Annotated in this window: 10 protein-coding genes and 1 pseudogene; 5 read left to right on the top strand and 6 right to left on the bottom strand. The window is 71.0% G+C overall.

Features of this window, described 5'->3' with window-relative positions:
* Nucleotides 1-334 precede the first annotated feature (334 nt).
* Together sucD and sucC are read right to left on the bottom strand one after the other, a co-directional pair.
* Nucleotides 335-1,240, bottom strand: a complete 906-nt coding sequence (sucD, locus tag ACLQ14_RS09755) for a succinate--CoA ligase subunit alpha (protein WP_425812377.1) — start codon at nucleotides 1,238-1,240, stop codon at nucleotides 335-337.
* A 12-nt stretch (nucleotides 1,241-1,252) separates the two neighbouring features.
* Nucleotides 1,253-2,428 carry an ADP-forming succinate--CoA ligase subunit beta gene (sucC, locus tag ACLQ14_RS09750; protein ID WP_425812376.1) on the bottom strand — a complete coding sequence of 392 codons (1,176 nt, stop codon included), beginning with the start codon at nucleotides 2,426-2,428 and terminating at the stop codon, nucleotides 1,253-1,255.
* Between the two features lie 203 nt (nucleotides 2,429-2,631).
* Between sucC and ACLQ14_RS09745 the strand changes: the two genes are divergently transcribed.
* The gene (locus ACLQ14_RS09745) at nucleotides 2,632-2,895 is read left to right on the top strand and encodes a helix-turn-helix domain-containing protein (protein ID WP_425812375.1); all 264 of its coding nucleotides are present in this window, start codon (nucleotides 2,632-2,634) and stop codon (nucleotides 2,893-2,895) included.
* Between the two features lie 2 nt (nucleotides 2,896-2,897).
* Entirely contained in the window at nucleotides 2,898-3,506 is a 609-nt protein-coding gene (locus ACLQ14_RS09740; protein WP_425812370.1) for a Clp protease N-terminal domain-containing protein, read from the top strand.
* Between the two features lie 32 nt (nucleotides 3,507-3,538).
* On the opposite strand, the gene ACLQ14_RS09735 is transcribed toward ACLQ14_RS09740, so the two are convergent.
* The gene (locus tag ACLQ14_RS09735; RefSeq protein ID WP_425812368.1) at nucleotides 3,539-5,530 is read right to left on the bottom strand and encodes an acyltransferase family protein; all 1,992 of its coding nucleotides are present in this window, start codon (nucleotides 5,528-5,530) and stop codon (nucleotides 3,539-3,541) included.
* A gap of 251 nt (nucleotides 5,531-5,781) precedes the next feature.
* On the opposite strand from ACLQ14_RS09735, the gene ACLQ14_RS09730 reads away from it, so the two are divergent.
* A complete protein-coding gene (locus ACLQ14_RS09730) occupies nucleotides 5,782-6,555 on the top strand; it encodes a potassium channel family protein (RefSeq protein WP_425812366.1) in 774 nt (257 codons plus the stop codon).
* Nucleotides 6,556-6,599: 44 nt separating this feature from the next.
* On the opposite strand, the gene ACLQ14_RS09725 is transcribed toward ACLQ14_RS09730, so the two are convergent.
* Together ACLQ14_RS09725 and pcrA are read right to left on the bottom strand one after the other, a co-directional pair.
* On the bottom strand, nucleotides 6,600-7,217 hold the full coding sequence (locus ACLQ14_RS09725) for a GNAT family N-acetyltransferase (protein ID WP_425812364.1): 618 nt from the start codon (nucleotides 7,215-7,217) through the stop codon (nucleotides 6,600-6,602).
* A 68-nt stretch (nucleotides 7,218-7,285) separates the two neighbouring features.
* Entirely contained in the window at nucleotides 7,286-9,901 is a 2,616-nt protein-coding gene (pcrA, locus tag ACLQ14_RS09720) for a DNA helicase PcrA (RefSeq protein WP_425812362.1), read from the bottom strand.
* Nucleotides 9,902-10,078: 177 nt separating this feature from the next.
* Here pcrA and helR point away from each other — a divergent pair, with 177 nt between their 5' ends.
* Together helR and ACLQ14_RS09710 are read left to right on the top strand one after the other, a co-directional pair.
* Complete coding sequence (helR, locus tag ACLQ14_RS09715) at nucleotides 10,079-12,271, top strand: RNA polymerase recycling motor ATPase HelR (protein ID WP_425812361.1); 2,193 nt, start codon at nucleotides 10,079-10,081, stop codon at nucleotides 12,269-12,271.
* Between the two features lie 574 nt (nucleotides 12,272-12,845).
* A pseudogene (locus tag ACLQ14_RS09710) lies at nucleotides 12,846-13,682 on the top strand (ISL3 family transposase); the annotation flags it as partial.
* 679 nt (nucleotides 13,683-14,361) lie between these two features.
* On the opposite strand, the gene ACLQ14_RS09705 reads toward ACLQ14_RS09710, so the two are convergent.
* Nucleotides 14,362-20,292 (bottom strand): RHS repeat-associated core domain-containing protein, encoded by a 5,931-nt coding sequence (locus ACLQ14_RS09705; protein ID WP_425812359.1) that lies wholly within the window; start codon nucleotides 20,290-20,292, stop codon nucleotides 14,362-14,364.
* Between the last annotated feature and the right edge of the window lie 759 nt (nucleotides 20,293-21,051).

Genomic DNA, 21,051 nt, shown 5'->3' with positions numbered 1-21,051 from the left:
CGGACGCCCTTCCGGTGCCGAGCCGCGACTCCGACCGACACCCCATCGACCAGCTCGCGGTCGGCTCGCCTCGCCGACGGTGACGCGTCAGAACGGGCCGCGTGTGACCGCGCCGCGCGCCGACGACATACCGAGTTCGGGTCGAGATACCGAGTCTGCATCGGTGACTCGACCGCATCGCGGTATCTCGCGGCCGACGACGCCTACGTCATCGTCGGCGTCCTGCCTCGTTCGGTGGCGGTTCACGAGAGACGAACGAGGCCCGGGCGGGCGCCGCAGCAGCGACGACCCGCCCGGGCCTCGGACGTGGGACCGGACGTCGGTCCCGGCTCGCTCAGGCGAGCGAGGTGAGGATCTCCCGCATGAGGGAGGCGGTCTCGGACGGCGTCTTGCCGACCTTCACGCCCGCGGCCTCGAGGGCCTCCTTCTTGGCGGCGGCCGTGCCGGACGAGCCCGACACGATGGCGCCCGCGTGGCCCATCGTCTTGCCCTCGGGGGCCGTGAAGCCCGCGACGTAGCCGACGACCGGCTTGGTGACGTTGTCCTTGATGAACGCGGCCGCGCGCTCCTCGGCGTCGCCGCCGATCTCGCCGATCATGACGATCGCCTTGGTCTCGGGGTCGGCCTCGAACGCGGCGAGCGCGTCGATGTGCGTGGTCCCGATGATCGGGTCGCCGCCGATGCCGATGGCGGTGGAGAACCCGAAGTCCCGCAGTTCGTACATCATCTGGTAGGTCAGCGTGCCCGACTTGGACACGAGGCCGATGGGGCCGGAGCCGGTGATCGTCGCGGGCGTGATGCCGACGAGCGACTCGCCGGGCGTGATGATGCCGGGGCAGTTCGGGCCGATGATCCGGGTCTTGTTGCCCTTCTCGATCGCGTACGCCCACGCCTCGGCGGCGTCCTCGACCGGCACGCCCTCCGTGATGACCACGAGGAGCGGGATCTCGGCGTCGATGGCCTCGATCATGGCGGCCTTGGTGTGCGCGGCGGGCACGAAGATGATCGACACGTCGGCGCCGGTCTTCTCGACCGCCTCGACGACGGTCCCGAAGACGGGGAGCTCGACCTCGGTGCCGGTGGCGCCGGTGTGGGTCACGGACGTGCCGGCCTTGCGGGCGTTGACGCCGCCCACGACCTGCGTGCCGGCCTTGAGCATGAGCGCGGTGTGCTTGGTGCCCTCGCCGCCCGTGATGCCCTGGACGATGACCTTGGAGTCCTTGGTGAGGAAGACAGACATCGTTCGATTCCCTTACTTCGCAGCCAGCTCGGCGGCCTTGTCGGCGCCCTCGTCCATGGTGCTCGCCAGCGTGACGAGCGGGTGCGCGGCCTCCGCGAGGATGCGGCGGCCCTCCTCCACGTTGTTGCCGTCGAGGCGGACGACGAGCGGCTTGTTGGCCTCGTCGCCGAGGATCTGCAGGGCCTTGACGATGCCGTTCGCCACGGCGTCGCACGCGGTGATGCCGCCGAAGACGTTGACGAACACGCTCTTGACCTGCGCGTCGTTGAGGATGACGTCGAGCCCGGCGGCCATGACCTCAGCGGACGCGCCGCCGCCGATGTCGAGGAAGTTGGCCGGCTTGACGCCGCCGTGCGCCTCGCCCGCGTACGCGACGACGTCGAGCGTGCTCATGACGAGCCCCGCGCCGTTGCCGATGATGCCGACCTCGCCGTCGAGCTTGACGTAGTTGAGGTCGTTCTCCTTGGCCTTGGCCTCGAGCGGGTCCGCCGCGGCCTTGTCCTCGAGCGCCTCGTGGTCGGGGTGGCGGAAGCCGGCGTTCTCGTCGAGCGAGACCTTGCCGTCGAGGGCGACGATGTCGCCGGACGCCGTCTTGACGAGGGGGTTGACCTCGACGAGCGTCGCGTCCTCCTCCTTGTAGACGGTCCAGAGCTTCTGGATGACGTCGGCGATCTTGCCGGCGACGTCGGCGTCGAAGCCCGCGGCCGCGACGATCTCGTCCGCCTTGGCCTGGTCGATGCCGGTGAGCGCGTTGACCTCGATGCGCGCGAGCGCGTCGGGGCGCTCGACGGCGAGCTGCTCGATCTCCATGCCGCCCTCCTTGCTCGCCATGGCGAGCAGGGAGCGGTTGGCCCGGTCGAGGAGCACGGAGAAGTAGTACTCCTCCTCGATCTGGGCGCCCTCCGCGATCATCACGCGGTGGACCGTGTGGCCCTTGATGTCCATGCCGAGGATCTCGGACGCGCGCTCGGCGGCCTCGTCGGGGGACTTCGCGAGCTTGACGCCGCCGGCCTTGCCACGGCCACCGACCTTGACCTGGGCCTTGACGACAACGACTCCGCCGTCCTCGCCCGTCAGCTTCACTGCGCCTTCGCGAGCCTCTTCGGGGGTCGTCGCGACGACGCCGCCCAGCACCGGTACACCGTGCTTCTCGAAGAGGTCGCGCGCCTGGTATTCGAACAGGTCCACCCTGGTGCGTCCTTCCATCGACAGGTTTGCGGGTGTCTCGACGTCAAGACACCGCGTTCCAGGGTAGCCCTCCGCGCACGGCCCTCCCGCCCGACCCGGCACCGGTCGTGACGAGCGCCACACCGGGACGGCGCGGCCCGGTCCGAAGACGGCTGTGTCAACCTCGGTTGACACGCGCTGCGCGTCAACCTATGTTGACAAGCATGACCGACACCAGCAGCCCGGTTCCCGGGCCGACACCGCCCGAGGCGGCCGCCGCCGTCTCCGACGACCCCGCCGTCGGCCTCCGGGCGGTGCGCTCGCTCCGCACCCTCGCGGAGCGGCTCGAGGCCCTGCAGGTCGGCCGGGCGCGGGCGCTCGGCTGGTCGTGGCAGGAGATCGCGGACGCGCTCGGCGTCAGCCGGCAGGCCGTCCACAAGAAGCACGGCACGAGGCGTGGCTCGGGCCTCGACAACGGAAGGGACTGACCATGTTCGAACGCTTCACCAAGGACGCCCGGTCCGTCGTGAACCTCGCCGTGGGCGACGCCGAGGGCTCGGGGACGGTCGACTCCGTCTCCCTGCTCCTCGCGCTCGCCTGGCAGGACGCGGCGCACGACGGCGCGACCGCGGCACGAGTCCTCCACGACGCCGGTCTGGACCGCGCACGCCTGGAGGCCGCCGCCGCCACGGTGGACCGCCCCGGCCGCCCGACGACGCCCGCCCCCGACGGCCCGAGTGCCGCCGATCCCGGCCTCGACCCGGCCGCGCTCGCCGCCGTCGGCATCGACCTCGACGCCATGCGCGCCCGCGCGGACGACGTGTTCGGTCCGGGAGCCCTCGACACGCCCGTCGCGGCCGAAGGGCGCCGCGGCCACTCCCGGCGTCCCCGGTTCTCCGCGGACGCGAAGAAGACCCTCGAGCTGGCGCTGCGCGAGGCCGTCCGCCTCCACGACCGCCGGATCACCAGCGCGCACCTGCTCCTCGGCGTCCTCCGCGACCCGTCGTCCCCCGCGGGCCGCACCCTCACGGCGGCCGGGGCGGACCTCGCCGCCCTCCGCGCGTCGGCGGAGCAGACCCGCGACGCGGAGGCCGCCTGACACACCCGCCCCGCCACGACGGACGGCCCGGGCTACCGCCCGGCGGCCTCCCTGAGCGCCGCGTCGACGACCCCGGCATACACGTCGATCCCCTGCATGTTCGGGTGCGTCCGGTCGGCGTGCAGGAGCCCGGGCTTCCCGCGGACCGCGTGGTTCCAGTCGGCGACGACGACGTTCGGGTGCTTCGCGGCGATGCGCGCGAGCTGCTTGTTGGCGTCCGGGACCCAGTAGCTGACGCCGACGGTGTTGACGAGGACGATCCGGCGGCCCGGCCCGAGGATGCTCAGCACCTTCTCGAGCGCGGTGTCCGACCCCTTGAACTGGAACCCGCCGTTGGTGCCGAAGTTGAGGACGACGTAGGGCCGGAGCTTCCCGGCGTCGGCGGCCTTCTGGACGAGCGCGGGGGCGTCGACCCACTTGCGGATGGGCTTGGCGTCGAGCGCGATGCCGGGGAAGTGGTCGAGCACGGCGGGCGCGGCGCCGGACAGCACCGAGTCGCCGAACCCGATGACCTGCCTCCCGTCGACCTTGCCCTTGACGAGGAGGGGCGGCAGGCCCGACGACGTCGCTCCCCCGCCTGCACCGGGCCGGCTCGGCCGGGGGTCGGGTCGGGCGGCGATGGCCGGTCCACGCGCGGTCGCACCGGGGACGGTGAACGGCGACGCGGCGTCGAGGGCGCCCGCCCCGCCCGTGGTCCCGGTGGTGTCGATCGCGGAGAGCCCCTGCTCGATGGACCGCTGCGCGGCCGACTCCGCGGGCGCGGTGGCGACCACGACGCCCGTCCCGACGAGCGCCAGCACGCCGACCACCGCGACGGCCGGCGCGACGCGCGCGCCGGGCTGCCGCACGACGGCGGCGGCCCGGGCCGCCGTCAGCCGGAAGCCGTCCCGCCGGATCGGCGTCTCGACCCACCGGTAGGACGCCCACGACGCCGCGAACGTCAGGGCCACGGCGGCGAGGCTCGACCACCACCACCGCGCGGTCCCGGGCTCGGCGGGCACCGCGGCCCAGGCGAGCAGCAGGAGCGGCCAGTGCCACAGGTAGATCCCGTACGACCGCTCGCCCACCCAGCGCGCGGGCCGGAGCTCGAGCGCGCGCACGGTCGTCGTGGCGCCGCCGGTGCACCCGGCCACCACCCCGAGGGCGAGCACCGACCCGAGGGCGATGCCGCCCCGGTAGGCGAGGTCGGCGTCGTCGTGCAGGGTGAGCATCAGCGCGAGCAGGCCGGCGAGCGAGGCGACGGGGACCCAGCGGTGCGCCCACGCCGCGGCGAGGAGCCGCGGCCGGGTGGTCCACCAGAACGCGGCGGCGACCCCGAGGAGCAGCCCGAACACGTGGGTGTCGGTCCCGTAGTAGACGCGCGTGGGGTCCGTCCCCGGCGTGTAGAGGAGGGCCATGAGCAGCGCGGACGCGACGGCGCCGGCGAGCGCGACGCGGGCGCGGGTCCGGCCGGACGTCGTGAGCGCGACCAGCAGGGCGAGCAGCAGCGGCCACAGGACGTAGAACTGCTCCTCGATCGCGAGGGACCAGAAGGTCATGAAGAGGTCGGGCGCGGTGCGGTCGAAGTAGCTGGCCCCGGACGCGATCTGGACCCAGTTGCTGGAGAACGTGAGCGCGCCGAGCGTCTGGCGGCCGATGCCCACGAGGAGGTCCGGCTCGACGAGTCGCGCCGCGAGGATGCTCGTCACCACGACGACCCCGAGGGCGGGAAGCAGGCGCCTCGCACGGCGGAGCCAGAACGACGGCAGGCTGAGCCGGCGGCTGCGCTGGAGCTCCCGCAGCAGGAGCGTCGTGATGAGGAACCCGCTGACGACGAAGAACACGTCGACGCCGAGGAACCCGCCCGGCAGCCAGGTGGGCTGCACGTGGTAGACGACGACGGCCAGCACGGCGAGCGCCCTCAGCCCGTCGAGCCCGGCGATGCGCCCGCGGGCCTGGCGTGCGACGGTGCGTCCCGCGACGGTCGGGGTGACGTCGTGGTCGGGGCCGCGACGGGCCGCACGCGTGGCCGCGACCGACCCCACGCGCACCTCGTCCGAGACCCGCAGCGCGCGTTCTCGGGGCGGCGCGGGCGGCGGAGGCGGCGGTGGGGGCGGCGGCACGGGACCGACGCTGCCGCGCGTCGCGGTCCCGTCGACGTCGTCCACGACTTCCCCTCCCAGCCAGGTGCCGCCACCACGGTAGCGAGCGCCGCGGACAGGGTGTCGGCGCCACGCTGGGGGCGGCCTCCGTGTGTCGCAGACGGACGGAGCGGCGCGGTCCATAGGATGCCGAGATGGCCCGCGCCGAGCGCTGGGAGAGAAGCACCGAGTGGCCGCTGACGGCCGCGGCTGTGCTGTTCCTCGCGGCGTACGCGATCCCCATCGCCGTGCCGACGGCGCCCACGGCGCTCAGGACGACGTGCTCGGTCGTCGTCTGGGCGACCTGGTCGCTCTTCGTCACGGACTACGTCGTGCGGCTGGCGCTCGCCGAGCGACGGTGGCACTTCGTCTGGCACCACGCGCTCGACCTCGCGGTGGTGGTCCTGCCGGTGCTGCGCCCGCTGAGGCTCGTCAGGCTTCTCGCCCTGCTGTCGATCCTCAACCGGACCGGCGCCCGAGAGCTGCGGGGCAAGGTCATCACGTACGCGGTCGGGGGCACCGCGCTGCTCGTCGTGACCGGCGCGCTCGCCATGACGGAAACCGAGCGGGGACGACCGGGCGCCACCATCACGGATCTCGGCGACGGGATCTGGTGGGCCGTCTCCACGATGTGCACCGTGGGCTACGGCGACGTGTACCCCGTCACGACCGCGGGCAGGTTCATCGCGGCCGGTCTCATGGTCGCGGGGATCGCGTTGCTCGGCGTGGTCACCGCCACCCTCGCCTCGTGGCTCGTCGAGCGGGTGAGCGAGGCGAACGAGGCCGAGGAGGCGGCGACCCGGGCCCAGGTCGCCGACCTTGCCGGCGAGGTGCGCGCGCTGCGGGACGCACTCGCCGCTGCCGCGGGCTCGGCGGCCGGTGGCCCGGGGCGCGCGAGCGCTCCGCCCACCGGCCCCGACGCTCGGTAGGTCCACATCGGGTCGACCCGGGATCCGCCCGCCGAGCGCGTGGGCTACGCCGGCGCGACCGTCAGGCGCATCACGCAGTTCTTCGTGCCCTTGGGACGGATGTAGTCGAACCCGGCCTTCTCGAACATCGGCCGCGCGCCGTTGTAGAGGAACGACGCGGACGTCTTGCCGGGCGCGTCGCGCGGGTAGGTCTCGACGACCCCGCCGCCCGCCCGCGCGACGAGCTCCAGGGCGCCGCGCAGCGCCGCGGTGGCGACGCCGCGGCCGCGGTGCCGGCGGTCGACGAAGAAGCACGTGAAGCGGTAGTCAGGCAGCGGGTCGCCCGACGCCGCGAGCTCCTTCGCGTGGTAGACGCCGGGCAGCTCCGACGGGGGTCCGTACTCGCACCAGCCCACCGCCTCGTCGCCCTCGAAGACCAGGGCCGCGTGCGCGCGACCGTCGAGGACCCGCTGATGCTTGTACTGCTGGTTTCCGCCGCAGGCGGCGATCTCGGTCTCGCGCTCGCTCATCGTCGCCTCGTGGAACCAGCAGCACCAGCAGCCGCCCATCCCGGCACCGTTGTTTCGCTCGCACAGCGCCGCGAACGCGTCCCACGTGTCCGCGCTCAGCGGTTTGACCGTGTACTCGCCCACGCCCGGCCGGTCCGCCGCTCGCACGCTCACGCTTGCCTCCGTCGTCGGGAACACGTCGAGTTCAGGATGCGCCCGGAGCGGCCGTCCGACCAGGGCTGCTACAGCTTGGTGACCGGCGAGAACCTCAGCAGCAGCCGCTTGGTGCCGTCGGCGCCGAAGTCGATCTTGGCGACGGCGTTCCGCCCGGAGCCCTCCAGCGCGACCACGGTCCCGAGCCCGTACGCGTCGTGGGTGACCTTGTCCCCCAGGCTCAGCGACGGGATGGTCGCGTCGTCCCGCGGCGTGGCGGACCCGAACGACGGCGACGCCTCCTCCCGGGCACCGATCCGCCCACCCCGCGTCGGCGACCGGAAGCCATCGTGGTCCTGGGGGGAGGACTCGCGGCGCGTCTGCCGGGAGGACGCACCCCAGCCGCCGGAAGAGCCGTAGAGCGACCCGCCCGCGCGCAGGGTCTGCATCGACGACTCCGCGCGCCTCCAGTCGACGAGCTCGTCGGGAATCTCGTCGAGGAACCGGGACGGCGGGAACTCGTTGGCCATGCCCCAGGCGGACCGCACCGCGGACCGTGACATGTAGAGCCGTTCGCGGGCGCGGGTGATCCCGACGTAGGCGAGGCGGCGTTCCTCGGCGAGCTCGGCGTCGTCGTGCAGGGACCGCATGTGCGGGAAGGTGCCGTCCTCGAGGCCGGTGAGGAACACGACGGGGAACTCGAGGCCCTTGGCGGTGTGGAGGGTCATGAGGGTGATGACGCCGGGGTCGCGCGCGCCGTCGTCGGCGCCGTCCCCGGCGGGGATCTGGTCGGAGTCGGCGACGAGCGAGACGCGCTCGAGGAAGTCGGCGAGGGTGCCGTCGGGCTCGTCCTGCTCGAACTCGAGGGCGACGGCGTGGAGCTCGGCGAGGTTCTCGACGCGGCTGGCGTCCTGCGGGTCGTCGCTGGCGCGGAGCTCGGCGAGCAGGCCTGACCGGTCGAGGACGGCGCCGAGCACCTCGGCCGGTCCCACGCTGGTGGCGGCGAGCTCGCGCAGGCCGGCCATGAGGTCGCGAAAGCCTTCGAGGGGTCGCAGGGTGCGCGTGGTCATGGCGGGGATCGCGTCGAGCCGGCCGAGCGCGGCCCCGAACGAGATGCGCTCGCGCTCGGCGAACGACGCGACGAGCGCCTCGGAGCGTTCGCCGATGCCGCGCTTGGGGACGCCGAGGACGCGGCGGAGGTTGACGTCGTCGTCGAGGTTGTCGACGGCGCGCAGGTAGGCGATGGCGTCCTTGATCTCGCGGCGCTCGTAGAAGCGCGTGCCGCCGACGACCTTGTAGGGCAGGCCGACGCGGATGAGCACCTCCTCGAGGGCGCGGGACTGGGCGTTGGTGCGGTAGAACACCGCGACGTCGCCGGGCCGGACGCCGTCGCTGTCGCCGAGACGGTCGATCTCCTCGGCGACGAACCGGGCCTCCTCGTGCTCGTTGTCCGCGACGTAGCCGATGATCTTGGTCCCGGCGCCCGAGTCGGTCCACAGGCGCTTGGGCTTGCGGTCGGGGTTGCGGGCGATGACGGCGTTGGCCGCGGTCAGGATGGTCTGGGTGGACCGGTAGTTCTGCTCGAGCAGGATGGTCCGGGCGTTCGGGTAGTCGGCCTCGAACTCGAGGATGTTCCGGATGGTGGCGCCCCGGAACGCGTAGATGGACTGGTCGGCGTCGCCGACGACCGTGAGCTCCCCCGGCGGGACGGGCGCCGCGTGATGGGCCTCCCGCTCGTCCCCCTCGACCGTCTCGACCTCCTCGGCGCTGACGCCGGCGAGCTCCCGGACGAGCATGTACTGGGCGTGGTTCGTGTCCTGGTACTCGTCGACGAGGATGTGCCGGAACCGGCGGCGGTAGTGCTCGGCGACGCCCGGGAACGCCTGCAGCAGGTTGACCGTCGTCATGATGAGGTCGTCGAAGTCGAGCGCGTGCGCCTGCTGGAGGCGCTGCTGGTAGCGCACGTACACGTCGGCGAGGACGGCGTCGAACGGGTTCGCGCTCTCGCTCGAGGCTCCCGACGTCGACCGGTACGTCTCCGGGTCGACGAGCTCGTTCTTGAGGTCGGAGATCTTGTTGGCGAGCGACCGCGGCGGGTACTTCTTGACGTCGAGGTCGAGCTCGCGGCACACGAGCGTCACGAGGCGCTGGCTGTCGGCGGCGTCGTAGATGGAGAAGGTCGACTTGAGCCCGAGCTGGTCGTGCTCGGCCCGCAGGATCCGCACGCACGCGGAGTGGAACGTCGACACCCACATGCGCCGGGCGACCGGCCCGACGAGCGCCGCGACCCGCTCGCGCATCTCGGCGGCGGCCTTGTTGGTGAACGTGATCGCGAGGATCTCGCCGGGCGTCGCGCGCCCGGTCGCGAGCGCGTACGCGATGCGGTGGGTGAGCACGCGCGTCTTGCCCGAGCCTGCGCCGGCCACGATGAGGAGCTGCCCGCCCTCGTGCACGACGGCCTCGCGCTGCTGCGGGTTGAGGCCCTCGAGGAGCGCCTCCGGATCGCGCCGGCCACCGGCCGCTCCCCCGCCCGACGCGCGGGGCGCGGCCGCGTACGAGGGCTGCGCCTCGTCGTCGGGCGCGGGGCGTACGGGCGAGCCGCCGGAGGGGAGGCGTGCCTCCTCGGGGACGCCGGAGAGCCCGGTCGTGGTAGCGCCGAAGGTGCTGAGGCCGGGCAGTGGAAGGTTCTCGAAGAGCGGGTTCATCTCGGGGACCAGCCTAGGCGTCGCCGCCCACGCCCGGGGCGCCGTCAACACCGGCCGCCCTCACCTCTCCACTCTCAACGTATAGCGCAGTGGGGGTCTTGCGGCAAGGGCCCCCCGACGGCGGAGAATCGCAGGCCGCGGCCCGTCCGGCCGCGGACCCCGAGCGGAAGCTGAGCCGTGACGCACCCGAACCCGGACCTGTTCGACCTCCCCCACCGCCTGGCCGCGAAGGCCGACCCCGCGCTCGTCGCCGACGACGAGCGTCACCTCGCGGCGGTCGCCGCGTGCCTGGAGCGGACGGTCGCCGACCTCGCCGCCCGCCTCGACGCCACCCGGCGCGCACCGGCCCGCGCGGGCCAGCAGGCGCTCGACCGCGACCAGGAGGTCCACCGCCTCACCGCGCGCCTGCACACGCTCCGCCGCCACGGCGTCGACCTGTGCCTCGGACGCATGGTCCCCGCGGACGGCGGCGAGCCGGTGTACGTGGGGCGGCTCGGGCTCACCGACGCGGACGGGCGCCAGCTCCTCGTCGACTGGCGTTCGCCGGCCGCCGGGCCGTTCTTCGGCGCGACGCTCGCGGACCCGATGGGGCTCGCGACCCGGCGGCGCTACCGCTGGACCGGCGGGCTGATCACCGACTACTGGGACGAGCTGTTCCTCGCCGACGCGGCCGACGGCGAGGCCGGCCCCCTCGCCACCGCCTCCCTCGACGACCAGTCGGCCTTCGTGGCGAGCCTCGGCGGGGCCCGGTCGGCGCAGATGCGTGACGTCCTCGGCACGCTGGCCGCCGACCAGGACGCGGTCATCCGCGCGGGCGCCCGCGGTGCGCTCGTCGTCGACGGCGGACCCGGCACCGGGAAGACCGTCGTGGCCCTGCACCGGGCCGCCTACCTCCTGTACGCCGACCCGCAGGTGGAGGCGCGGCGCGGCGGGGTGCTCGTCGTCGGGCCGCACCAGCCGTACCTCGACTACGTGGCGGACGTCCTGCCGAGCCTCGGCGAGGAGGGCGTGCAGCTCGCGACCCTGCGCGACCTCGTGCCCGAGGGCGGCCGGGCCGGGGCCGAGGAGGACCCCGAGGTGGCGCGGCTCAAGGGCTCGGCGGACCTGGTCCGCGGGATCGAGACCGCGGTCCGCTTCTACGAGGAACCGCCGACGCGCGGGCGCACCGTCTCGACCCCGTGGGCCGACGTGCGGCTCACCGCCGGCGACTGGGCCGAGGCGTTCGCCGCGCCAGAGCCCGGCACTCCTCACAACGACGCCCGCGACGAGGTCTGGGACGCGCTCGTCGACATCCTCGTCGACAAGCACGACGACGACGCGCCGCCCGAGCAGGTGCGCCGGGCCGTCGAGCAGGACGCCGAGCTCCGGGCCGCGCTCGGCGAGGCGTGGCCGCTGCTGGACGCGGCGGACGTCGTCGGTGACCTGTGGTCCGTGCCCGCCTACCTCAGGCTGTGCGCACCGTGGCTCTCTCCCGAGGAGGTGCGGCGCCTGCAGCGCGCCGAGCCCCAGGCGTGGACGACGTCGGACCTGCCCCTGCTCGACGCCACCCGGCAGCGGCTCGGCGACCCCGCGGCCTCGCGCCGTCGGCGTCGTGAACGGGCCGAAGGCGAAGCGGCAGCGGCCCGGATGGACGACGTCGTCGCGGACCTCGTCGCGGCCGACGACTCGGAGCTGCAGGTCATGAGCATGCTGCGCGGCGACGACCTGCGGGGCGCGCTCGACGGCGCCGCGACGACGCCCCGGTCCGACGTCGACCGGCTCGCCGGCCCGTTCGCGCACCTCGTCGTGGACGAGGCGCAGGAACTGACCGACGCCGAGTGGCAGGTGCTGCTGCTGCGGTGCCCGTCGCGCAGCCTGACGATCGTCGGCGACCGGGCGCAGGCGCGGCACGGGTTCACGGACACCTGGCCGGAGCGGCTCGCACGCGCCGGGATCGAGGGGGCGCGCGTGGCCGGGCTGGGCATCAACTACCGGACGCCGTCCGAGGTCATGGCCGAGGCCGCGCCGGTGATCCGCGCCGCGATCCCCGACGCCAACGTCCCGCGGTCCGTCCGATCGAGCGGGCTCCCGGTCGTTCGCGGCCGGGTCACCGAGCTCGACGACGTGCTCGACCGCTGGCTGGCGGAGCACGACGGCGTGGCGTGCGTCATCGGGGTCGAGCCCGACCGCGAGCGGCGGGTCTCCCGCGGGCCCGACCGCGAGCGGGTCCGGTGGCTCGACCCCGTCACCGCGAAGGGCCTCGAGTTCGACCTCGTCGTGCTGGTCGACCCGGGCGGCTTCGCCGCCGGGGAAAGCACCGTCGCCGCCGCCGTCGACCGCTACGTCGCGATGAGCCGAGCGACGCAGCAGCTCGTCGTGCTGGAGCCGTAAGGTCGCAAGCTAGCTACTTTACGACGAGGCGAGATCAACCTGGAGGCCACCCTCCCAAACTCGAATCTCAAGAACGTACGAAGCGAACTCAATAGCGAGTGCTTGAATCTGGTTTACAGAGTTACGGTCCAGTCGTGTGGCCGTCACACTCAGCCCGACCAGCTCGAAAAGCGGGCCGCCGGGATCCTCACGCCTGAGCTTCCACCTCCCACGGCCCCAGTCCAAAACGCTTCTCGCGGCACCGTCAAACGGGCCCGTCCATTCACGATCGCTGATTTCAAGTTGCCAGTCGCTCTCGCGGGCTCGACTAGCGTCAACCCATTCCACACCCAACGAATCTGCAGAGCACCCAGAAGAGAGCTGGCCACCTGGAGCAACGTGATGCGCGAGGGAGATTTCTACGCATTGTTGGCTCAGGACTGGTAGACAGTCCACTAGTGAAAGCCCTCCGCTTCCTTATATGGCTCACCGTTCCGTAGGGAGGAGGCCTGGCGGCGCGACGGGCTGGGTGTAGGGGTCGAGGTCCCCAATGATCAGAAGCACCAACCACTGATCGACTTAAAGGACCTCGACGTTGTCCAACGCTACGGGGTTCGCTGGCGCGCCCACCACTACTCATCCATGCTCGGGTTGCGATGCGCTGCTCGGGCTGCCTGGCGTGAATGTCGAGCGCGTCGAGCGGGACGACGGCGTGATGATGGTGACGGTCTCCACGCCATGGCAGATGGCGGGCTGCCCGGACTGCGGTGTGGTGGCCCCGAGCCGGGGCAGGCGCGGGCGCGTCCTGCCCGACGCGCCGCACGGCAACGCGCAAGTGCGCCTGGTGTGGCGGCAGCAGATCTGGCGCTGCCCGCAAGCTGCGTGTTCCCGGGGAACGTTCGCCGAGCAAGTCCCTGAACTGCTCGCGCCGCGGGGATCCATCACGGCCCGGGCGGTGTTCTGAGCGGTCGGACAGCTGCGACGCGAGCACGCCACGGTCGCCGGCCTCGGCCGCCGCCTCGCGGTGTCGTGGTGGACGCTATGGCGGGCCGAGAAGCCCGTGCTCGAGCACCCCGCCGCGGACGAGTCCCGGTTCGCCGGGTCACCTCGCTCGGCGTGGACAAGCACACCTGGCGTCACGGTGACCGGTGCACGAAGGACCCCAAGGACCTGACCGGGATGGTCGACCTGACCCGAGACGGGCGGGGGCGGGCGCACGCCCGCTTTTGCGACCTGGTGCCAAGCCGACCAAGAGAGCCTACGCGGACTGGCTCGCTGAGCGCGGCGAAGCGTTCCGGGCCGTGATCGGCGTCGGGCCCTCGACCCGTTCGGCGGCTACAAGTCCGCGATCGCCGAGCAGCTCGAAGACGCCACCGCGGTCCCAGACGCGTTCCACGTCGTCAAGCCCGGCACCACCGTGGTCGACGAATTAGGAGCGACGGCTCGGATGGTCCGAAAACCGTAACTGGTACGAGTAGATCTACCAGCACAGCGCCCTCGGATGTCCCGCGCACCCGGGCGCTGTGGCGAAACGCCGTCGACGCTGCCCGCCGCCCGGCTGCGCTGGCCAACCCAGACGTGAACTGCCCGCCCTGCAGCGGAGGTTGAACGCCCGCACGCACATCAATGCGCCACTGCCAAGCAGCGCCCTCGGGAAAAATCACAAGAACACAAGCTCCGCAACCAAGTCGCGGAAGCGCGGCTCTCCAGTCCCATCGCTGCACTGGGCAACAATATGGCGCGGGCTCACGACATCGACTCGCATACCTGAGTTCCCTATCCAGGCATGAGTGACATTGTGCACGCGCCAGACGTTCCACATCCGGAGAGATCGCCTGTCAGTCGAAGTCCAGAGAACATCGACGTCGACCACGTCCGGTGCACTGTCGCGCCACAAGATCATGTCAGCAGCTTTCGTGCCGGCCACACAAAGCACGCCCCCGCGTACCTTTATCCGTAAGCCCTGCACGGGATTTTCAACGGCATCCAGGAATCGGGCTTCGAATCGGTGAGAGTCGGTCGGGAGGTCGTACAGGCTGTAGAGCGGCCCTCCCCAATCGATTACATTCGACTCTTGCTCGGCAAACAGGTCTGCAAGGACTGGTTCCATCTCAGTACCCCGGATGTCTAAACGGGTCGTGCTCCGCGTGATCCTGAGGCCAGCGAGGATAAACCTCGGTCCCGCCGTCACGGAAGGGCACTGGTTCGTGACTCAACTCCATTGATTCGATGCCACCCTTATCCGGATTATAGCGCTGTGGGGCGCGGCCCCTTCGCATCCTCGTGAGTTGGGCCTCTGCCCAGTCGCCATATTGTGGCGATGCGGCCTCATTCTTCCAAAATCGCGCCCGGATCGCCGACCAAGACGGCTTCTTCCCTGCCCAGGTGGGCGCATTGATGTCATCACCCAGTTTCCATCCACGAGATACTACTCCAGACGCTACCTCTCTCGCAGCCCCCTCTTCAGCGATCTTTGCGACCGCTTTCGCCCCGCCCTTCTCTATGGCCTTGACCCCCAGGCCTTCGACGCCGCCAACGGGGAGGAGGGCTACGGACAAGAACGCCCCGCCGCATGCGAGTTTTGACCCGTTGTTGCAGTCGTCCATGTAGTCGAAACCGAACGCATACCACAGACCCCATTCGAAGATGTTCTGCGGCCGGTCGTGGAATTTGCGGTTCGGATCGTAGACACCAGTGGAGGAAGCCGGATACGAGGAGGTGCTCGTCGACGAGGTCGCCGGGGTGTTGCCCGCCCCGCCAAGATAGGAGCTGCGGGTCCCGCCGCGCGACGCGGTCGGGGTGTCGGACCTCGCGCTGCGCGTCGGGGTGTTCTTGTCCACCGACGCTGGCGGGCGCGCCTGTCCGGGGACCAGGTACTCGCCGTTGGAGTACGGCACCGGGGCTAGCCCGCTCGGGTCGCTGTACAGGAGCGGGTTGTTGCGCGCATAGGCGTACCCGTTCCAGTGCTGCGGGTCCGTCGGGGTCAGCAGCGGGTCGACCGAGATGAACGTCCCGGTCTGCTCGTCGTAGTACCTGGCGCCGAGCAGCGTCAGCCCGGTGGACTCGTCGCGGGTCTTGCCGAGGAACTGCCGATCCCCCGGCACGGTCTCGATCGTCGACGGACCCCGCACGGCCCCGAACGGGTCGGTGAAGAACCGCTCCACGCTCGTCGCAGTCCAGCTCGTGTTCGGGATCGCTGCCAGCGTCGTGCCGTGCGGGTCAGTGACCAGCGAGGTGACTCCGCCCAGACCCCGGTCCGTCCGCACCGCCACCGTCTGGCCCGAGAATGTGTAGTACCGGGTCGCGGTCACTCCGCCGTCGGAGTCGACGTGGAACTCCTGCCCGCCGGGCAGGTACACCGTGGTTCCGCCGGCGTCCGTGCGGGCGATGCGGTTGCCGTCCGCGTCGTAGACGAACGACGCCTCGCCCTCGTCCAGTCCTGGGTCGGACTCGTCGCCCGCACCGGTCGCGGCGATCTGGGAGAGCGCGCCTTCCGCGTCCCACGACATCGTGAATGCCGACGTCCCCGGCACGTGACGTGAGGTTTGCTGCCCTGCCGCGTCATACCCGAAACTCGCCCCGGCGACCGCCGTGCCACCGTTCGCCGCCGTCGTTGTCGATGTCAACGCGTGTGGGCCCGCGCTCTGCCCGTACGTGTAGCGGGTCGTGGTGCTGCCGGTCGACCCGTCGGTGGCGTGGTCGACCTTGGCCGTCCGGTTGCCAAGCGGGTCGTAGGAGTACTCGGTCCAGTACGGAGCAGCACCACCGACCTTGGCCGCCGTCACCTGTGACGGTGCGAGGGAGCAGTCGGCGGCGGCGGCCGCCGTCCATGCGGTCGTCAGCCGTTGCAGCCCGTCATAGGTGAAGCACTGGTTGTCCTGTCCGGCTGCGCCGCCGAGGGCGGTGTTGGTGGGCTGGTCCTTGACGGATGTGACGTTGCCCGCTGCGTCGTACGTGTAGGTCACGGACAGGTCGGTACCGGTGATCTGCTCGCGCTTGAGCGCGACGTTCGTCAGGCGGCGGGTCACCTCGTCGTACTGATATGACGCGACTGCCCCATAGGTGTTTCCGAGGTCGATCGCGAGCGGCTGCCCGTATGCGGAGAACCGGGACTCGGCCACATAGGTACCCCACCCGAATCCGCCACCCATCCACCGGGCGTGCGAGGCGGTGTCGTAGTAGGTGGTGACCCGCTCCTGCCCGAGCACGGTCGTTCCGCCCGACGAACCGCCCGTCGTGATCTTCGGCAGGGTCGTCGACGCGACCTGTCCGTCGGCGGTGTAGGTGGTCTTGGTGGTAAACGTGCGCCCTGTGAGCTTTGCGAGATCGCCAGTCGCGGGCAGCGTCACGGTGCTCGACAACGGGCGATATCCCTCGTCGTACGTTGACACCGAGGTGGTGTAGGCGGCGCCGTTGACGTAGCGGGTCGACGAGGCGACCTGCCCGAGGAGCGCCTTGCCGGCGGTGTCCTTGGCGGTGTCGTACGCCCACTTGGAGCGCACGGTGCTTCCCTCGCTGACCGTGGTTGGTCTGCCGATCCCGTCGTAGGCGTAGGCGAGCTTCTTGCCCGTGGCGTCGGTGGTTGAGGTGACCTGGCCGGCGGCGTCGAAGGTGGTCGACGAGACGCCGGCGTCGGGGTCGTCAGCCTTGATCTGCTGGCCGGCGAAGTCGTAGGTGTACGACCAGGTGTTGCCCTTCGGGTCCTTCATCGCCGTGAGCTGGCCTGCCGCGTCCGTGGTGTAGCTGGTGGCCTGGTAGGACGACGTGGCGAGGGTGCGCGGGTCGAAGCCGCCCAGCGTGCTCGACTTGCTCGGCGCTCCCTTGGTGACGGCCGGGCGCGCCAGGTGCTCCCACATTCCGGTCGTGCGCCCGCGGGCGTCGGTGACGGTCGTGGTCGCGGTGCCGCCCGAGGGCGGCACGACAGTCGTGTAGCGGCCGTCGTAGTCGGTGACCGTCCGCCACTGCTCGTAGTCCGGGTTGGAGTCCGTCCCGTTCCACAGGATCTGGTCGGTGACCCGGCCTGCGCCGTCGTACACGTACGTCGTGTGAGCGACCGGGACCACCGGTGGCGTCACCGCGGAGCCTGTTGGTGCGCCCTTGGCCCACCACTGGTCGGTCTGGTTGTGGACCCGTCCGGCCGTGTCGTAGTAGGTGTGCTGGATGACCCGTCCCCGCGTCGTAGCGGAGTCCTTCTGCGAAGCTCCACCGTCCGCGGACTCGGTCTGCGTCTGGAACTGCCGCATCAGGCCGTCGTAGAGCACGCTCGACGCGTGCTGGGTCTTCCCGTCGGCGCCGATCGTCTTGGTGACCACGGAGTTCAGGCCGTTCTCATGGACGGCGTACTCGTACGCGGTCGAGGGAACCGCTGCGCCCTGCCGGTCGGGGTTACGCACCTCCTTCAAGCGCCCGAGCGCGTCATAGATCCCGGTCGTTTTCTTGCCGTTGGCGTCCCGGGTCTCGGTGACCGCTCCCGTCAGCGGGTTGTAGACGGTCGTCGACGTCATCCCGGCGAGAGCGCCCGCGCCATCGGGGTCGGGACTGGTGGTCACGACCTGCTGCAGCAGCCCGCCGGCTGACTGCGTGTAGGCGAGGGTGGTCTGTCGTCCGAGCGCATCCTTGGTTGCCGTCGGTCGCCCTCGGTCGTCGTAGGCCACGACTGTCTGCGTCTTGGTGTACCCGGCGTGCGTCTCCGGGTTCAGTGTGCCGGTCGACCGGTTCAGGTCAGCGGCGACCGCCCATCCCTCGAGAACCCTGCCCTTGGAGTCATAGACCGACAGCGAATCGGAGACAACGTCCTTGGGGCGGCTCGGTGTGGTGTCGCACGCCGTGGACACGACCTCGGTGCGGGACGGCAGCGCCACCATGTTGGCGTCGGCGAACGTCGCGTCCGCTTCGTGGGCGTAGGTGGTGCGGGTGCACAGGTCGTCGGCGGTCGTCGTCACGTCGCCGGCGTCGTCCACCGTAGAGAGCTGGGCGTGGGCGTCGAAGCTGCTGACGGACTTCGTCCGCTGGTCGACAGCTCCGTCCTGGCCGAACGTGAACCCGTACGTCGTGGACTTCCCGACCCGGGTCGCCTTGGTGCCGTCCTTGTCCGTCGCGGTCGTGGTCAGACCGCTCGGAACGATCACGGTCTGCGACACCGCCTTCGAACCGCTGCGCTGCTCGACTGAGAAGACCTGCCCTTCGAGGTTTGCGTTGTCACTCGCCGTCACCTCGTACCCGCCGGGCCCTGCTGTCACGTCGCCGCCCTGGCCCCGGAAGTAGCGGGTGACCGTGGTGGTCGCCTCGCCCTCGTCGCCGACGGTCGTGGTGACCGCCGGATACCCACGGAAGTCCGAGTACGTGAGCTGCTTCGGCTTCAGCAGCGCGCCGGTGGGCTTGGCCCACGCCGCATCACCTGCGTAGCTGTACGTAGTGGTGACCTGCGCGCTGCCGGTGACGAGGGTGTTGCTGCCCTGGTTCGGCGCCGCGCCGTTCTCGACGATCGAGCGCACCACGTACTTGTGGAACCACTCGGGCGCGTTCTTGGTCTCGCCCTCGGGGTCCCAGTTCACCGGGAAGCAGAGCTTGGTGTTGGTCTTGGGGTCCGCTGGCAACGTCGACGGCGTGCAGTCGGACCCGTCGCTGTAGTTGACGGAGGTCAGGGCACCGGACTCGCTGCGGATCGACGAGACGCGGGGGCGCCACATCGACGGCGGGCCCGCGGTCACCGAGTTGACCCGGTTCTTCAGCATCTGCTTCTCGAACAGCACCGCAGGGAGGGCGATGTCGTCGCTCGTGCTCGCCGTGCCGCCTTGGCCGGTGTGCACGATGGACTTGAGCCACAGGATCTTGCCAGTTCCACCCGCTCCCGCGGAGCCGTCGTTCGGGCTCACGAACGACTGAGTCAGGGTCCAGGAGTCGACCGGCTGGTACGTCGTGCCGTCGTACGTCTCCGTGGTGATCTTCGTGAGCCGGTACCGGTCGAAGAAGACCGGGCTGTACTGCGTGGGGCACGAGTCCGCCCCTGACGCGCAGTACAGGTCGGACGGCACGTCGGGCCACGCGGCCTTGTTCGCAAGGATCTTCGAGACCGAGCAGTCGACACCGGTCTTTGCCTCGCACCGCGTGGCGGCGGTGAACTCCACGACCGCGGGAGCCTTCGTCGTCAGGTCGCCGCTGCGTGTGCCGTACTCGATCTTCGTCAGGCGGCCGCCTGACGTGTACGTCGCGACGTCGGGGCCCTGGACCTTCTGGTAGGCGGCAGTCTCCGGGGCGTACCGGTAGGTCATCGTGTTCCCGGACGGGTCGACGACGTAGTCGAGGTTCCAGCGCCAGGTCTGCCGGCATGACGACGCCTTGAATGTGTCCTCGTGGCAGGGCTCACCCGGGTGGTTGCCGTACACGGGCACTGACCACGCCGAGCCGAGGCTGGAGTCGCCGGCGGACCGCTTGTCGCGGCCGAAGTAGTACTTCGTGCCGTCGCCGGTCGTCACCACCCAGTACTGGTGCCCGACCTCGTCGTCGTTCCATCCGCCGGTCTTGAGCTCGACTCGCGCCCCGTCCTCGGTCTTGGGATGCCACTCGCCGGTCGAAGCATCCTTCACGAGCTCGACGGCCGACCCGTTGAGGACCAGGGACGCGTTCTCGCCGCCCCAGCACAGGTCGCCGGTCTCCAGGTCCGAGTTGTTGGGGGTCTCCGTGGCCGAGTCGCCGGTCGTGTCGACCGGGTCTCGGTCGTCGAAGCACGGGACGTACTTGCGCTCCACGTAGCTCGACGTGAGGTCGAAGCCTTCCCCGACCCACGACGCCTGGTTGTTCGTCGACGCCACCCGTCCGTCGGACGCGGCTGAAGAGTACGACAAAGCGAGGTCCGGGCTCGGACCCGCGGGCACGGCGGGAAAGCGCAGCGGGTAGGACCAGGTGAACGCACCTGTTGCACCCGAGGTACCCCACGAGGCAGACGAGGCGAGGCTCGTCGCACTCCAGCTACCCGCCGAACCGGAGGCACCGGCAACAAGGGCGAGCGTCGTAGCCCCGGCCGTCGCTGCCGTTTGAACCATCGCGGCGTTGCTGAAGCCCGCGCCCGAGGTGACAGAGGTGCCCGTGGGAGCGACGCCAGTGCCGGCCGAAGGCAGCGTGACCGTTGCCGTGACGACCTGAGCCGACGGGTCGTTCTCGGACTCGACCGGGAGGGGCTGGCAGGCCGGCTCTGCCGGCGTGTCCTGGGCGCAGGCCGGGAGCTCGACCAGGTGAAGACGCGATGCCCAGTCCCCTCCGGCGAGACCCGCGAACTTGCTGTAGTCGAGCGAGATCTGGACATGGGTGGGCTCGCCGGCCGGCGAAGCAGAGGCATCCGACAGGTCGAGCAGCACGCCAGTGACTCCCGCCTGAGCGCTCTCGGCCTGGTCGGCCACCCTGATGGTGACGGCGTCCGGTGCGGCCTCACCGGCAGTCGGAGTAACGCTGATGGGCAGCCCCCCGACAGTGACGTCGACTGGCGCGGGAACCTGGGGCTCCTCTGTCTCCGACCCGGCAAGGGCGCGGAACACCGCTGGCTGCGTGGAGCTGGACGTGCCGCCGAGCTCTACTGTCTGCTGGTCTGCACCGGGGAGCTCCGCCGGAAGGTCGGACTCGTCGTCGTCAGGCGCCGGCACCCACGCTTCGCCTGTGATCTGTGTGACGTCTGCGCCGCTGCCGATGTCGAGGCCGCCCACGACGTCCTCGAAGTTCTTCTCCCGCGTCTGCAGTTCGTCGACCGCGCCCACGTCATCAGTGACCAAGCGCGTGACCGCTGAAGCTAGCGACCCGGGGTCCACACC

It is taken from the genome of Luteimicrobium sp. DT211, from assembly GCF_049844995.1.
Classification (GTDB): domain Bacteria; phylum Actinomycetota; class Actinomycetes; order Actinomycetales; family Cellulomonadaceae; genus Luteimicrobium.
This window is presented reverse-complemented; position numbering and strand designations above follow the sequence as displayed.

Bases quoted from the DNA above. Each gene is read 5' to 3' on its own strand.
- ACLQ14_RS09745 (WP_425812375.1), top strand. From the start codon at position 2,632: ATGACCGACACCAGCAGCCCGGTTCCCGGGCCGACACCGCCCGAGGCG.
- ACLQ14_RS09740 (WP_425812370.1), top strand. From the start codon at position 2,898: ATGTTCGAACGCTTCACCAAGGACGCCCGGTCCGTCGTGAACCTCGCC.
- ACLQ14_RS09730 (WP_425812366.1), top strand. From the start codon at position 5,782: ATGGCCCGCGCCGAGCGCTGGGAGAGAAGCACCGAGTGGCCGCTGACG.
- sucD (WP_425812377.1), bottom strand. From the start codon at position 1,240: ATGTCTGTCTTCCTCACCAAGGACTCCAAGGTCATCGTCCAGGGCATC.
- ACLQ14_RS09705 (WP_425812359.1), bottom strand. From the start codon at position 20,292: ATGGTTCAAACGGCAGCGACGGCCGGGGCTACGACGCTCGCCCTTGTT.
- pcrA (WP_425812362.1), bottom strand. From the start codon at position 9,901: ATGAACCCGCTCTTCGAGAACCTTCCACTGCCCGGCCTCAGCACCTTC.